Below are 13,734 nucleotides of genomic sequence, written 5' to 3' on the forward strand. Positions count from 1 at the left end.
GCACCGAAGTACCGAAGCCCCCTCCAGGCTTTGACGCGGACTTGTCAGAAGTCCATGCCGCCCATGCCACCGGTCGGGTCGCCGGCCGGAGCGGCCGAGGCCTTCTCCGGCTTGTCGGCCACGACGGCCTCGGTGGTGAGGAAGAGCGCCGCGATCGAGGCGGCGTTCTGCAGCGCGGAGCGGGTGACCTTCGTCGGGTCCGGCACGCCGGCCGCGAGCAGGTCCTCGTACTCGCCGGTCGCGGCGTTGAGGCCGTGACCCGCGGGCAGGTTCCGCACCTTCTCCACGACGACGCCGCCCTCGAGGCCGGCGTTCACCGCGATCTGCTTGAGCGGAGCCTCGACCGCCACCTTGACGATGTTGGCACCGGTGGCCTCGTCGCCGGTCAGGCGGAGGCTGTCGAACGCCAGCACGGCAGCCTGCAGCAGAGCCACGCCACCACCGGCGACGATGCCCTCCTCGACGGCGGCCTTGGCGTTACGCACCGCGTCCTCGATGCGGTGCTTGCGCTCCTTGAGCTCGACCTCGGTCGCGGCACCGGCCTTGATGACGGCCACGCCACCGGCCAGCTTCGCGAGCCGCTCCTGCAGCTTCTCGCGGTCGTAGTCGGAGTCCGAGTTCTCGATCTCCGCGCGGATCTGGTTGACCCGGCCCTGGATCTGGTCCGCGTCGCCGGCACCCTCGACGATGGTCGTCTCGTCCTTGGTGATGACGGCCTTGCGCGCGCGGCCCAGCAGGTTCAGGTCGGCGTTCTCGAGCTTGAGGCCCACGTCCTCGCTGATCACCTGGCCACCGGTCAGGATCGCGATGTCCTGCAGGATGGCCTTGCGGCGGTCACCGAAGCCGGGCGCCTTGACGGCGACGGACTTGAAGGTGCCGCGGATCTTGTTGACGACCAGCGTGGCCAGGGCCTCGCCCTCGACGTCCTCGGCGATGATCAGCAGCGGCTTGCCCGACTGCATGACCTTCTCCAGGACCGGGAGCATGTCCTTGACGTTGGAGATCTTCGAGCCGAACAGAAGGACGTACGGGTCCTCCAGGACGGCTTCCTGACGCTCCGCGTCGGTGACGAAGTAGCCCGAGATGTAGCCCTTGTCGAAGCGCATACCCTCGGTGAGCTCGAGCTCGAGGCCGAAGGTGTTCGACTCCTCGACGGTGACGACGCCTTCCTTGCCGACCTTGTCGAGCGCCTCGGCGATCAACTCGCCGATGGTGCGGTCCCCGGCCGAGATCGAGGCGGTGGCAGCGATCTGCTCCTTGGTCTCGACCTCCTTGGCGGCCTTGTGCAGCTGCTCGACGACGGCCTCGACGGCCGTCTCGATGCCACGCTTGAGGCTGATGGGGTCGGCACCCGCGGCGACGTTGCGCAGGCCCTCGCGCACGAGCGCCTGGGCCAGCACGGTGGCGGTGGTGGTGCCGTCACCCGCGACGTCGTCGGTCTTCTTGGCAACTTCCTTGACGAGCTCGGCCCCGATCTTCTCCCAGGGGTCCTCGAGCTCGATCTCCTTGGCGATGGAGACGCCGTCGTTGGTGATCGTCGGCGCGCCCCACTTCTTTTCGAGCACGACGTTGCGGCCTCGGGGGCCGAGCGTCACCTTGACGGCATCGGCGAGGATGTTGAGGCCGCGCTCGAGTCCACGGCGGGCGTCCTCGTCGAACGCGATCAGTTTGGCCATTGCGGTGTTGTCCTCCGGTATTGGGCGCTGCGTGGCCAGTCTGGGTTTTCTTGCCAGCAGCAGGACACGTCCTTCGGCCAGGCTCGGTGCCCGCGACGGACGACCGTCCCCGGTTGCTCCCGGGTTCCGGCCTCACCGTCCCGACCTTTCAGGCGAGCGGTCGGCGACCGCCCGTCTGGCACTCGACGGTGCCGAGTGCCAATCCTGTGTTTAGCACTCTCGGCCGGAGAGTGCAAGAACCGCAGCTCAGGCCGAGGGGCGGATGGGGATGGTCGCGGGCGGCGGATTGTTCGCGGATGACCCGGGACCCGGCCCGCCGGTGGGGCCGACCGGGATGTCGGGCGCGGTGGGCTGGGGCGAGCCGCCGCCGCTCCCGCCGCTCAGCAGGATGGCCGCGACCACTCCGCCGGCCACGACGACGGCACCGAGCAACAGCCAGAGCCACAGCAGGCTGCGCTTCCTCGGCTGCGGTTGGTGCGGGGGATAACCGTGAGGCGGCCCGTAGCCGGCCGGGGCGTAACCCGGCTGCGGTACCCCGAACGGCGGGCTGTGATAGCCGGACTGGTGGTAGCCCTGCTGCGGCGGCGGCCCGTACTGCTGCGGCGGGTACTGCTGCTGTCCCCAGCCCTGCTGCCGGCCCCACTGCTGTTGTTGCGGGTAGGGCTGCTGCCGGGTCGGCTGTGAGTCCGGCTGCTGGGGATAGGGCTGCTGCTCGGTGGGCTGTGCGTCCGGGCCCCACGGCGACGAGCCGGACGGCGGCCCCGCGGCCTGCGCCACCTCCGCGCGGGGGTCGGTCAGTACCGGGCCGAGCGCGTTGCGCGCGCTCGCGATCAGGTCGCAACAGTTGTCATAGCGGTCCGGCGGGCTCTTGGCCATCCCCTTGCGGACGACGTCGTCGATCGCGGGCGGCAGCGACGCCACGCGCGAGACCGGCGGCGGCTCTCCCGCCAGATGCCCCTTGATGACCGTCGGCACATCGCCCTTGAACGGCGGGCCGCCGGTGAGGCACGCGTACAGCACGCAAGCGAGCGCGTACTGGTCCGTCCGGCCGTCGAGCGGTTCGCCGCGCAGGTGCTCGGGCGCGGCATAGGTCGGCGATCCGAGGAAGTCGCCCCCACGCGTGCGATGGCCCGTCGCGCCGCGGCGAGTCAGCCCGAAGTCCGCGACGTAGACGTGCTCGCGCGCGGACTCCCGGCTGGTGACCAGCACGTTGGCCGGCTTCACGTCGAGGTGCACCAGACCGCGGCTGTGCAGGCTGTCCAGGGCGTCGGCGACCTGGTCCAGCAGGCGCAGCGTGCGCTCGGGCGAGATCGGGCCCGCCGAGATCAGGCTCGCCAGGTCCGCTCCGTCCACCAGGCGCATGGCGATGTAGTGCATGCCGTCGATCTCGCCGAAGTCGTACAGCGGCACGACATTGGCGTGATCGATGGCCGAGGTGTTGCGGGCCTCGTCGACGAAGCGCTCGCGGAACTCGGCGTCCGCCCCGAGGTGCTCACCGATCACCTTCAAGGCGACCTTCCGCCCGAGCCGGACGTCGGTCGCCTTGTACATGACGCTCATGCCGCCCTTGCCGAGCACTCCGTCTATGCGGTAGTTGCCCAGCCGACGACCGGTGAGGTCCCCCGAGACATCGCCTGTCACGAGGGCAGCCTAGCCGTACCCGCTAGGACAGCTTGCGGACGTCCGCCGCCTGGCTGCGGCCATCGCGACCGGCCTGGATCTCGAACTCCACCTTGTCCCCCTCGTCGAGAGTGCGGAATCCGTCGGACTGAATCGCCGAGTAATGCACGAATACGTCCGGGCCCTCGGGCGATGCGATGAACCCGTAGCCCTTTTCGGAATTGAACCACTTGACCGTGCCGACTGCCACGGCGTCCTCCTTGCGACCAAAGAACACTGGAAGACCGGCCGAACCGATGTCCCGAGATGCGATCACGCTACCGGAATAACGGCGTCGGGCAATGGGCAATTCACCGAGATTTACGAGCTTGTACCAGGACGGTGCCCGGACCGGCGAAGTCGAGCGCGAGCCCTTCACCCGTCCGGATCGACTGCGGGCCCGAGGGATCCACCGCGCGCAGGCGGCACTGGACGGTGTCCGGATAGGCCAGCAGGTACTGCGGGCGCACCGTGATCAGCTCCCCCGCCTCGATTTTGAACGCGTCGACCGGGCCCGCGCAGGCGAGCACGAGCGGGCCGGTTCCGCTGTAGTGCTCCAGAAAACCGCCGTCGCCGCCGAAGAGTGCCTGCAGCGCCTGCCATCCGTGGTCGACGCGGACCGTGGACGGGCGCGCGAGGAAGGCCAGCTTCGCGACGTTCCAGCCGGTGCGGCCGTCGAGCTCCAGCGGGTAGACGTCGCCGGGATCGGCGGGCGCGAGGTCGACCCAGCCGCCGTCCTTCGGCGCCGTGAACACCGTCGGCGCGCCTTTGCCGTGTGTGCGCAGGCCGCCGCGTGACTGCGAAACCTCGGTGACGCCGAAGCTGCTGGCGAGGAGCGTGTCGGGCACGGCCTGCACCGCCTCACCGGCCGCGAGGCTGACCCGCGCCACGCCGAAGGCGGGCGTGTGCCGCGTGTGGACCTGCACCGAACCTCCCCCGAAGGCTGATCAAACGGGGTGAGTGTCGCACGCTGCGCCGGAGGGGCAGGATGGTCGTCGTGGTTTCCGTCGACGAATACCGTGCCGAGATCGTCTCGCTGCTGGGCACCGCGCCCCCGGTGAGCCTGCCGCTGGCCGACTGCGCGGGACTCGTGCTGGCGGACGACGTGCTCGCCGGGGTCTCGCTGCCGCCCTTCGACAACTCCGCGATGGACGGCTACGCCGTGCGCGCGGCCGACGTCGCCGGGGCGAGCGCCGAAAGCCCGGTCGAGCTCCCGGTCGGTGAGGACATCCCGGCCGGCCGGGTCGATGTGCCCGAGCTGCCACCGGGCGTCACCCATCGGATCATGACCGGCGCGCCGATGCCGCCGGGCGCGGACAGCGTCGTGATGGTCGAGCGCACCGACGGGGGCACCGAGAAGGTGCGCATCAACGAAGCCCCGGAGCCGGGCGCGCACATCCGGCACGTCGGTGAGGACGTGCAAAAGGGCTCGGTCGCGCTGCCGAAGGGCACGGTGCTGGGGCCGGCGCAGCTCGGCCTCGCCGCGGCGGTCGGGCTCGACCGGCTGATCGTGCGCAAGCCGTTGCGCGTCCTGGTCGTGTCGACGGGCACGGAGCTCGTGGTGCCGCCGCGCCCGCTCAAGTTCGGGCAGATCTACGAGTCCAACAGCATCACGCTCGCGGCCGCGATCCGCGCGCTGGGCTGCGAGGCCGAGATCGCGATGAGCATCGACGACGTCGGCATGTTCCGGCGGGCGATCGAGCCGCGGCTGGGCGAGTTCGACCTCGTGGTCACCACCGGCGGCGTGAGCGCGGGCGCGTACGAGGTGGTCAAGGACGCGCTGACCGGCATGGACGTGCGGTTCCAGAAGGTCGCGATTCAGCCCGGCGGGCCGCAGGGCAACGGCCGGTGGAACGGCATCCCGGTGGTCACGCTGCCCGGCAACCCGGTCAGCGTGCTGGTGTCGTTCGAGGTGTTCCTGCGCCCGGCGCTGCTGACCGCGCTCGGCCACAGCAACGTCGACCGGCACCGCGTGCGGGCCCGGCTGACCGAAGGGCTGAAGTCCCCGGCCGGTCGCCGCCAGTTCCGCCGCGGGTACTACTGGCAGCGCGAAGGCGAGGTGACCGGCGAGGTCGGCCCGCGGGGCGGCCCCGGGTCACACCTGCTCGCGGCCTTCACGCAGGCCAACTGCCTGATCGTGCTGCCGGAGAGCGTCGCGGACGTGCCCCAGGGCGCCGAAGTCGACGTGCTGCTGTTCTGATCCCCGTACCATTCGGTGCATGGGGATCTTCTCGTGGATCGTGTTCGGGGCACTGGCGGGCTGGGCGGCGAACCTCGTCATCGGCGGACGTGAGCGGCGGCGGCAGGGTTGCCTGGTCAGCGTGCTCGTCGGAGTGGTCGGCGCCGCACTCGGCGGGCTGCTCTACCGGCTGATCACCGGCCACGAGAAGACGTTCGACTTCGACTTCCCGAGCTTCGGCGTGGCCGTGCTCGGTGCCGTCGTGCTGCTGGGCGTCCTGCGGCTCGCGCTGAGCCTCGGCCGCGGCGGGCCACGATCGCGTGACCGCATGTAACAACTTGCCCCGGCACTGTCACTTGTTGCTTTACACGAACTAAGCTTCTTCTACCGTGTCGGCGCCTCGTCGGGGGAAGCGTCGGCACGGTGCAGTGCGCCGCGGACGATCGACACGGCCGTCGCGAGGTCGACGAGAGTGGGGATCGGCACGCTCCGGATATCCCTCCGCCATTGCTCGAGCAGCTCGCCGAGACGCCCGTCGGGCGTGAGGTCGGGAGCTGTCATGACGGGTCCTCTCTGCTGTTACTACGTTCTGCATCGCCGGTGACGACTTTGCGTTAACAAGCTCGCCCCGGATGGGTTCCCCCTCACAGCCAGGCCGACCTGGCCCGAGCGGTAGCGTGGATACCCAGGTCGGCCAACCACCAGGCCGGTCGAGGCCCGGTCGATACCAACCGGTTACCTATGACAACCCACGGGAACGTGATGAGCCCCAAATCGCCGGAGCAGGCGGGCAACCCTGTCGCCCACGCACTGCAGCTGGCCCGCGAAACCCTTCCCCCGATGCACCCGGCCGGACGTCCGTTCGTCGCCGGCGGCGTCGCCGCCACGCTGCTGCTGCGCAGGCTGTCCAAGCCACTCGGCACGGTCGCCGGGCTGGCGACGCTGGCCACCGCCGCCTTCTTCCGGGAGCCGCGCCGCGTGCCGCCTGCCCGCGAGGGCCTCGCGCTTGCGGCGGCGGACGGCATCGTGTCGCTGATCGAGGAGGCCACCCCGCCGCCCGAGCTCGGCCTGCCTGCCGAACCCCGGATGCGGGTGAGCATCTTCCTGTCCGTGTTCGACGTGCACGTGCAGCGTGCGCCCGCCACCGGCAGCGTCGAGCGGGTCGCCTACCGGCCCGGCAAGTTCCTCTCGGCGGACCTGGACAAGGCCAGCGACGACAACGAGCGCAACTCGGTCCTGCTGCGCACCGTCGACGGGCACGACCTGGTGGTCGTCCAGATAGCGGGACTCGTGGCCCGCCGCATCTTGTGCCAGATCGCAGAAGGCGACAAGATCTCCGCCGGTCGGACTTATGGTCTGATCCGCTTCGGCTCACGTGTCGACCTGTACCTCCCCCCGGGCAGCCGGGTCCTGGTCAGCAAGGGCCAGCGCACGATCGGCGGCGAAACCCCGCTCGCCGAGCTCCCCCAGGGGAAGGACTAGGGCATGGTCCGCGTGGTGACCCCGAGCGTCCGGCTGCTGCCGAACGCGATCACGGTGCTCGCGCTGTGCGCCGGCCTGTCGGCGGTGCAGTTCGCGCTCAGCCACAACTACGTGCTCGCGATCGGCGCGATCGGCGTGGCCGCGGTGCTCGACAGCCTCGACGGCCGCATCGCGCGGCTGCTCGACGCCACGTCGAAGATGGGCGCCGAGCTGGACTCGCTGTCCGACGCGATCTCCTTCGGTGTCGCGCCCGCGCTCGTGCTCTACATCTGGCACACCGACACCGAGCGCATCAGCTGGGTCACCTCACTGGTCTTCGCGGTGTGCATCGTGCTGCGCCTCGCCCGGTTCAACACCCTGCTCGAAGTCGAGAAACCGCCGTACGCCAACGAGTTCTTCGTCGGCGTGCCGGCGCCTGCCGGCGGCCTGCTGGTGCTGATGCCGCTGATCCTGACCCTCGAGTACGGCGAGGGCTGGTGGTCCGCCAAGCCGGTGGTGTGGGTGTGGACCGTCGCGATCGCGCTGCTGTTGATCAGCCGCATCCCGACGTTGTCGCTCAAGAGCGTCAAGGCTCCCGCGAAGGCGGCGGCCCCGCTGTTGGTCGGCGTCGGCCTGCTGGCCGCGGCCATCATCCAGTACCCGCTGATCGCGCTGGCGGTCGCGCTGCTGCTCTACCTCGCGCACATCCCGTACTCGGTCCGCCGCTACCGCTGGCTGGCCGGTCACCCGGAGGCGTGGAACGTGCCGCTGCGGGAGCGCCGGGCGATCCGCCGGGCGCGCAGCACCCGGCGCCTGCGGCTGCGCCGGCCGAAGCTCGCCGGCGCCGGACGGCTCAGCGTCCGCCTGCCGCGCAACACGCCGGAGCACGTCGTACGGGTCCGCACGTTCTCGCCGGACGGCGAGGACCGCAACCGCCGCCGCAGCTGGCGGCGAATGGGCCTGAGGCAGCGCGGAGACCGCTAGCTTCGCCCTAAGGTGAGGGCGTGAGCTCCCCCCAGATCACGCTGACCCTGCGCCACACGCCGTCGGCGCTCGACACCCGTCGCGGCGTCGTGCGGCTGCACCCCGAGGTCCTCGACGCGCTCGGGCTGCGGCCGTGGGACGCGGTGCACCTGACCGGTGCCCGCCGCTCCGCCGCCCTCGCGGCGCCCGCCGACGCCGGGAACACGCCGGGCGTGGTGCTGGCCGACGACGTGACGATGTCCAATCTCGGTGTCACAGAAGGCGCCGAGGTGGTCATCGCGCCCGCGGAGGTGTCGGCCGCCCGGTCTGTCACGGTCGCCGGGTCGCGGCTGGCCAGCGTCTCGGTCTCGCCGCACACCCTGCGGCTCGCCCTGATCGGCAAGGTCCTCACGGTGGGCGACGCGGTTTCGCTGCTGCCGCAGGATCTGGCGCCGGCACCGGGCGCGGACGTCGCGTCCGTGCGGGGGCAGCTCGCCAGGGCGATCGGCACCACCTGGACCACCGAGCTGCTGACGGTCACGGCGACCGAACCGGCGGGCGCGGTCGCCGTCGGCCAGTCCACGGTGGTGAGCTGGCGCAACGGCGCGAGCACACCCGTCCCGTCCACTGTGGAACGTCCGGCACCGGCGCCCGCGCCACAGATCGTGCTCGAGGAGGACGGGGACGCGGTGCCGGTCACGGACCTGGTGGGGGCGCAGCCGCAGGCCAGGACCCTCGCGGAGTGGCTCGATCTCACGTTCCGCCGGCCCGAGCTGCTGGCCCGCCTCGGCACCACGGCCCGGCTCGGGGTGCTGCTGTCGGGCCCCGAGGGCGTCGGCAAGTCGACGCTCGTGCGCTCGGTCGCCGCCGCGGAGGACATCCGGCTGTTCTGCCTCGCCGCGCCGAACATCGCCGTGCTGGAGCCGAACGCCGCCGCGGCCGCGTTGCGGGACGCCATCGCGCAGGCGACCAGCGGTGAGCCGGCGGTGCTGCTGCTGATGGACGTCGAGGCGCTCCTGCCTGCCACCGACCAGCCGCCGCTCGCGACCATCGTGCTCGACGAGCTGCGGATGGCGCTCGACAAGCCCGGCTTCGCGCTGGTCGCGACCACGGCCCGGCCCGAAGCGTGTGACGCGCGGCTGCGCGGCCCCGACCTGCTCGACCGCGAGCTGGCGGTCCCGTTGCCCGACGGGAAGACCCGCACCGACCTGCTCCGGATCCTGCTGCGCGACGTCCCGGTCGAGTCCGGTGTGGACTGTGGTGCGCTGGCCGAGAAGACGCCCGGGTTCGTGGCCGCCGACCTCATCGCCCTGCGCCGGGACGCCGCGCTGCGGGCCGCGCTCCGCCAGCGCGACGCCGAGGAGCCGCGGATCTCGCAACAGGACCTCCTCGACGCGCTCGCGACCGTGCGGCCCATTTCTATGTCCACTTCGGACACCCTGGCGACGGGCGGCATCAGCCTCGACGACGTCGGCGACATGGTGGACGTGAAGCAGTCGCTCACCGAGGCCGTGTTGTGGCCGTTGCGGTACCCGGACTCGTTCGCACGGCTCGGCGTCGCGCCGCCGCGCGGGGTGTTGCTGTACGGGCCACCGGGTGGCGGCAAGACGTTCCTGGTGCGAGCACTGGCGGGGACAGGCGCGCTGAGCGTGTTCGCCGTCAAGGGCGCGGAGCTGCTGGACAAGTGGGTGGGCGAGTCCGAGCGTGCCGTGCGCGAGCTTTTCCGCCGGGCTGCGGAAGCCTCCCCGGCACTGGTGTTCCTCGACGAGATCGACGCGCTGGCACCGCGGCGCGGGCAGTCGAGCGACTCGGGCGTCTCCGATCGCGTGGTCGCCGCGCTGCTCACCGAGCTCGACGGCGTCGAGCCGATGCGCGATGTCGTCGTACTCGGCGCCACCAACCGGCCGGATCTCGTCGACCCGGCGTTGCTGCGGCCGGGACGGCTGGAGCGGCTGGTCTACGTTCCCCCGCCCGACGCGGCAGCCCGCGCGGAAATCCTCCGGGCCACGGCGAAGAACACCCCGTTGGCGTCCGATGTGGACCTGGACAAGCTGGCGTCCACTCTGGAGGGTTACTCCGCGGCGGACTGCGCGGCGCTCATCCGCGAGGCGGCGCTGACCGCGATGCGCGAGTCGCTGGAGGCGGCCGAGGTGACGGCGGCACACTTCGACACCGCGCGTTCGGTGGTGCGCCCGTCACTCGACCCGGTGCAGCTGGCAACCCTGGAGGCGTACGCGGCCCACCGGAGGTGACGCGCTACGAGCCCTTCGCGCGCAGGCCCTGGTAGTCCTTCGTCACGATGACGATCACGCCGGGGCTCGCGTTCTGGATGCCTTCGAACCGCGGCTCGGCCTTCATGCCGAACCAGCTCGCGATCGCCTTCGCCGCGGTCTCCTCGTCGGTGCCCGGCGTGTAGAACGCGGTCGTGGTCGGGATGACGCCGTACGGGTAGTTCGACTCCTCGACGACGTTCCACCCGTCGGCCCGCAGGTCGTCGGCGGCACGTTTGGCGAGCCCGGAGATGGTGCTGTTGTTGTAGACCCGGACCGGCACCCACTTGGCCGCCGCCTGATCGGCCGGCACGCCGCCGTTGTCGTTCGGCGCACCGGGCGCGCCCGTAGCCGGCGGCGCCCCGGCCTGGCCGGACGTCGCGGGCGGCGCCCCGGGGCCACCCGGTGGCGGGGTGGCCGGCGAGGGGGTGGTCGTGCCGGCCGGAGCCGACGACGACGTGCTCGGCGCCCCGCTGCTGCTGCCCTGGCCCGGTCCGGGCCCCGGCGGCGCGGACGAGGTCGGCGCGGCGGAGGTGCCCCCGTTGCCCCCGGACACGGCGGTCACGATGCCGATGATCGCGGCGATGACCGCGATCCCGAGCAGCGCGACACCGGCGAGGCGCAGTGGACGGGACAGGCCCTGGAAGAAGTTCATCGTCCCTCGATCCCCAGCCGCCGGGCCACCCGCTTGCGCTGCCGCGTGGTGCGCAGCTTCCGCAGCCGCTTCACCAGCATCGGGTCGGCTTGCAGGGCCTCTGGCTTCTCGAGCAGTTGGTTGAGCAGCTGGTAGTACCGCGTCGACGAGAGGGCGAACTGGTCGCGGATCGCCTCTTCCTTGGCCCCGGCGTAGCGCCACCACTGGCGTTCGAAGACCAGGATGGCGACTTCGCGCTCCGACAGGCCGGCAGGGGGATCAGGCGGGGACGGCCGCCCGTCGGCCATCGACTCCGCGGCGTCCATCTGACTCCTCAAATCGCCGAAGAACACGGTTGTCATTCCGCCGCGCCATTGAACCACGGGCAAGCCGCTCAGGCGCGGGATCACGGCCCGGCGCGTCACGGTGCGCCGGTGGGTACGATCGCAGCTTGTGACGATTCACCCCATTCGCATCGCCGGCGATCCCGTGCTGCACCACCCCACGCGCGAGGTGGAGAAGTTCGACGAGGAGCTGCGCACGCTCACCGACGACATGTTCGAGACCATGTACGCCGCCGAGGGAGTGGGCCTCGCGGCCAACCAGATCGGCATCGACCTGCGGGTGTTCGTCTACGACTGCCCCGACGACGAGGGCATCCGGCACAAGGGCCTCGTGGTCAACCCGACGCTGGAGACCTCGGAGATCCCGGAGACCATGCCGGACCCGGACGACGACTGGGAAGGCTGCCTGTCCGCGCCCGGCGAGTCGTACCCGACGGGCCGCGCGAGCTGGGCGAAGGTGACCGGCTTCGACGTCGAGGGCAACCCGATCGAGGTCGAGGGCACCGGCTACTTCGCGCGTTGCCTGCAGCACGAGACCGACCACCTCGACGGCTACATCTACCTCGATCGGCTGGTCGGCCGGCACGCGCGGGACGCTAAGCGGATGCTCAAGCGCAACAAGTGGGGCGTGCCGGGCCTGGCCTGGCTGCCGCCGAAGGAGTCGTGAGTTCGCTCCTGGTGAACGGAGCGCACGACCGCGCTGAACGGACGGACACTGATACTCAAGTAACGGTGTAATCCGAGGTGGTGGCCGCGGTGGAAGACTCCGACGTCCTCGATGCCTATTCACGGACGGTGAGCACGGTCGCGGCCGAGATGACGCCGCACGTGGCGAGCCTCCGCCTCGCCCACGGCGGGGGTTCCGGCGTCGTCTTCAGCGACGACGGGTACCTGATCACCAACGCGCACGTCGTCGGCCGGGATCGCCGTGGCGTCGCGACGTTCTCCGACGGCACCGAAGCGGACTTCGTGGTCGTGGGGGCGGACCCGCTGTCCGACCTCGCCGTGGTGCGGGTCGGGGAGGCGCCGCCCGCCGCCCGGCTCGGTGACGCGGACAAGCTCGTCGTCGGGCAGCTCGTGGTCGCGGTCGGCAGCCCGCTCGGACTCGCCGGTTCGGTGACGGCCGGCGTGGTCAGCGCGCTCGGCAGGTCGCTGCCGGTGCGCAGCGGCCGGGCCGGGCGGGTGATCGAGAACGTGATCCAGACCGACGCGGCGCTGAACCCGGGCAACTCCGGCGGCGCCCTCGCCGACTCCAGCGGACGCGTGGTCGGGGTGAACACCGCGGTCGCCGGGATCGGCCTCGGCATGGCGGTGCCGATCAACGCCACGACACAGCGGATCGTCGACACCCTGCTGGTCGAGGGCCGCGTCCGGCGGGCGTACCTCGGCGTCGTCGGGGTGCCCGCGCCGCTGCCGGACGAGGTCGCCGAGCACACCGGCCAGCGGGCGGGGCTGCGCGTGGTGGAGGTGGTGCCGGGCGGCCCGGCCGCACGGGCGGGCCTGCACGCCGGCGACCTGGTGCTGACCGTGGGCCGCGCCAGGGTCGCCGACGCACAGGACATCCAGCGGCAGCTGTTCGCCGAGGTGATCGGCACCCGGTTGCCGATCACCGTCCTGCGCAACGGCGCGATGGTGGACATGGTCGCCGCCCCGACCGAGTTGGCGGGTTAGCGCCGCTTCGCGGAGGGCGAACGCCGTCGTTCCTGCCCGGCCCGGCGGTTGACACGCTTCGGCGAACTCACGCATTCTTGCGGCAGGCGTTGATCCGCCGCCCAACCTCCTTCGGCTCTCCCCGGCAGAGCCGCCCGGTGGAGGCAAAGGGGACTCGTATCCTCGGATCGTTGTCATCCGCCTGCACGGGCTCTTCGCCGGGGGCCGGGCCGCGTGCTGCCGAGGGCCTGATGACAGCGAACAAGAGCTTCAAGCGCCGCGTCCGGGAACGCGCCCGTCGCACCGGGGAGTCCTACACCGCTGCCCTCAGTAACCTTCGGCGTGATCCGAGGAGAAACCTGATGCAGTGGCAGCGGGTCGAAAAGCCCGACTTCGGCTACGCCGTGGCAGTTCCCCAGGGCTGGGACGAGCGGCCGCCGAACCTGAAGAACAGCCCGTGGGAGACCGCCCGCTTCGGAGAGTCCGGCGACCGCAGGCACAGCCTGATCGTCTTCCGGCACCCGGTGAAGCCGGGCCGTGACGTCATGGAAGTCGCGGAACTGGTGCAGCCGTCCCTGGAGCGTTCCGGCTTCACCGACTTCGAGATCACACCCGGCACGATGGCGGGCAGGCCCGCCGCCGTGCTGTGGTGCGCGAAGCACGACGCCGGGCGCACCTGGGCGGTGCGGGAGTACCTGTCCGTCCAGGACGATGTCGCGTTCTGCCTCGGCTGCGGCACCTCCGTCCCGGGTGAGGACGACGAACTGTTCGCGAGCATCGCCGAGCGGTTCGAACTGCTGTGATCCCGTGCGGGTCCCCGCCGTGCGCCGGGGCCCGCACTTGTTCTCCGGGCCGTCGCATGGCATGGTCGGAAGACACAACAGAAATCGCGGGAGCT

General features: G+C 71.2%; 15 protein-coding genes. 8 read left to right on the top strand and 7 right to left on the bottom strand.

Annotated features, from left to right (window positions below):
* Positions 1 to 44: 44 nt before the first annotated feature.
* The 4 genes from groL to LWP59_RS35790 form a co-directional block, all read right to left on the bottom strand.
* Positions 45 to 1,676, bottom strand: a complete 1,632-nt coding sequence (gene groL / locus LWP59_RS35775; RefSeq protein WP_144642814.1) for a chaperonin GroEL — start codon at positions 1,674 to 1,676, stop codon at positions 45 to 47.
* A gap of 246 nt (positions 1,677 to 1,922) precedes the next feature.
* Positions 1,923 to 3,317 (bottom strand): serine/threonine-protein kinase, encoded by a 1,395-nt coding sequence (locus tag LWP59_RS35780; protein ID WP_144642813.1) that lies wholly within the window; start codon positions 3,315 to 3,317, stop codon positions 1,923 to 1,925.
* A 22-nt stretch (positions 3,318 to 3,339) separates the two neighbouring features.
* Entirely contained in the window at positions 3,340 to 3,546 is a 207-nt protein-coding gene (locus tag LWP59_RS35785; protein WP_144642812.1) for a cold-shock protein, read from the bottom strand.
* Positions 3,547 to 3,646: 100 nt separating this feature from the next.
* Entirely contained in the window at positions 3,647 to 4,261 is a 615-nt protein-coding gene (locus LWP59_RS35790; RefSeq protein ID WP_144642811.1) for an AIM24 family protein, read from the bottom strand.
* 71 nt (positions 4,262 to 4,332) lie between these two features.
* Here LWP59_RS35790 and moeA point away from each other — a divergent pair, with 71 nt between their 5' ends.
* Together moeA and LWP59_RS35800 are read left to right on the top strand one after the other, a co-directional pair.
* Positions 4,333 to 5,535 carry a molybdopterin molybdotransferase MoeA gene (gene moeA / locus LWP59_RS35795; protein ID WP_186383424.1) on the top strand — a complete coding sequence of 401 codons (1,203 nt, stop codon included), beginning with the start codon at positions 4,333 to 4,335 and terminating at the stop codon, positions 5,533 to 5,535.
* 19 nt (positions 5,536 to 5,554) lie between these two features.
* Complete coding sequence (locus LWP59_RS35800; protein ID WP_144642809.1) at positions 5,555 to 5,848, top strand: GlsB/YeaQ/YmgE family stress response membrane protein; 294 nt, start codon at positions 5,555 to 5,557, stop codon at positions 5,846 to 5,848.
* Between the two features lie 50 nt (positions 5,849 to 5,898).
* On the opposite strand, the gene LWP59_RS35805 is transcribed toward LWP59_RS35800, so the two are convergent.
* Positions 5,899 to 6,075 carry a hypothetical protein gene (locus LWP59_RS35805; RefSeq protein WP_186383423.1) on the bottom strand — a complete coding sequence of 59 codons (177 nt, stop codon included), beginning with the start codon at positions 6,073 to 6,075 and terminating at the stop codon, positions 5,899 to 5,901.
* A gap of 201 nt (positions 6,076 to 6,276) precedes the next feature.
* Between LWP59_RS35805 and LWP59_RS35810 the strand changes: the two genes are divergently transcribed.
* The 3 genes from LWP59_RS35810 to LWP59_RS35820 are packed head-to-tail and all read left to right on the top strand — an operon-like array spanning position 6,277 to position 10,190.
* On the top strand, positions 6,277 to 6,996 hold the full coding sequence (locus tag LWP59_RS35810) for a phosphatidylserine decarboxylase (protein ID WP_144642808.1): 720 nt from the start codon (positions 6,277 to 6,279) through the stop codon (positions 6,994 to 6,996).
* A gap of 3 nt (positions 6,997 to 6,999) precedes the next feature.
* Positions 7,000 to 7,959 (top strand): CDP-diacylglycerol--serine O-phosphatidyltransferase, encoded by a 960-nt coding sequence (gene pssA / locus LWP59_RS35815; protein ID WP_144642807.1) that lies wholly within the window; start codon positions 7,000 to 7,002, stop codon positions 7,957 to 7,959.
* A gap of 20 nt (positions 7,960 to 7,979) precedes the next feature.
* Complete coding sequence (locus LWP59_RS35820) at positions 7,980 to 10,190, top strand: AAA family ATPase (protein WP_144642806.1); 2,211 nt, start codon at positions 7,980 to 7,982, stop codon at positions 10,188 to 10,190.
* 4 nt (positions 10,191 to 10,194) lie between these two features.
* Here LWP59_RS35820 and LWP59_RS35825 read toward each other — a convergent pair whose 3' ends face one another.
* Together LWP59_RS35825 and LWP59_RS35830 are read right to left on the bottom strand one after the other, a co-directional pair.
* Positions 10,195 to 10,863: a LytR C-terminal domain-containing protein gene (locus LWP59_RS35825; RefSeq protein ID WP_144642805.1), complete on the bottom strand. Its 669-nt coding sequence runs from the start codon at positions 10,861 to 10,863 to the stop codon at positions 10,195 to 10,197.
* Positions 10,860 to 11,168, bottom strand: a complete 309-nt coding sequence (locus LWP59_RS35830) for a DUF3263 domain-containing protein (protein WP_144642804.1) — start codon at positions 11,166 to 11,168, stop codon at positions 10,860 to 10,862. The genes LWP59_RS35825 and LWP59_RS35830 overlap by 4 nt, the downstream gene beginning before the upstream one ends.
* Positions 11,169 to 11,295: 127 nt before the next feature.
* On the opposite strand from LWP59_RS35830, the gene LWP59_RS35835 reads away from it, so the two are divergent.
* The 3 genes from LWP59_RS35835 to LWP59_RS35845 all read left to right on the top strand — a co-directional run bounded on the left by LWP59_RS35835 (position 11,296) and on the right by LWP59_RS35845 (position 13,639).
* On the top strand, positions 11,296 to 11,853 hold the full coding sequence (locus LWP59_RS35835) for a peptide deformylase (RefSeq protein ID WP_144642803.1): 558 nt from the start codon (positions 11,296 to 11,298) through the stop codon (positions 11,851 to 11,853).
* 149 nt (positions 11,854 to 12,002) lie between these two features.
* Entirely contained in the window at positions 12,003 to 12,857 is an 855-nt protein-coding gene (locus LWP59_RS35840) for a S1C family serine protease (RefSeq protein WP_144642823.1), read from the top strand.
* Positions 12,858 to 13,198: 341 nt separating this feature from the next.
* Positions 13,199 to 13,639, top strand: coding sequence for a hypothetical protein (locus tag LWP59_RS35845; protein ID WP_144642802.1), 441 nt, complete (start codon positions 13,199 to 13,201; stop codon positions 13,637 to 13,639).
* The last annotated feature ends 95 nt before the right edge of the window (positions 13,640 to 13,734 follow it).

The sequence above is a fragment of the Amycolatopsis acidiphila genome (assembly GCF_021391495.1).
Lineage (GTDB): Bacteria > Actinomycetota > Actinomycetes > Mycobacteriales > Pseudonocardiaceae > Amycolatopsis_E > Amycolatopsis_E acidiphila.

Coding starts and splice junctions, on each gene's coding strand:
- groL (WP_144642814.1), bottom strand. CDS start 1,676: ATGGCCAAACTGATCGCGTTCGACGAGGACGCCCGCCGTGGACTCGAG.
- LWP59_RS35800 (WP_144642809.1), top strand. CDS start 5,555: ATGGGGATCTTCTCGTGGATCGTGTTCGGGGCACTGGCGGGCTGGGCG.
- LWP59_RS35805 (WP_186383423.1), bottom strand. CDS start 6,075: ATGACAGCTCCCGACCTCACGCCCGACGGGCGTCTCGGCGAGCTGCTC.
- LWP59_RS35810 (WP_144642808.1), top strand. CDS start 6,277: ATGAGCCCCAAATCGCCGGAGCAGGCGGGCAACCCTGTCGCCCACGCA.
- pssA (WP_144642807.1), top strand. CDS start 7,000: ATGGTCCGCGTGGTGACCCCGAGCGTCCGGCTGCTGCCGAACGCGATC.
- LWP59_RS35825 (WP_144642805.1), bottom strand. CDS start 10,863: ATGAACTTCTTCCAGGGCCTGTCCCGTCCACTGCGCCTCGCCGGTGTC.
- LWP59_RS35830 (WP_144642804.1), bottom strand. CDS start 11,168: ATGGACGCCGCGGAGTCGATGGCCGACGGGCGGCCGTCCCCGCCTGAT.
- LWP59_RS35840 (WP_144642823.1), top strand. CDS start 12,003: ATGACGCCGCACGTGGCGAGCCTCCGCCTCGCCCACGGCGGGGGTTCC.
- LWP59_RS35845 (WP_144642802.1), top strand. CDS start 13,199: ATGCAGTGGCAGCGGGTCGAAAAGCCCGACTTCGGCTACGCCGTGGCA.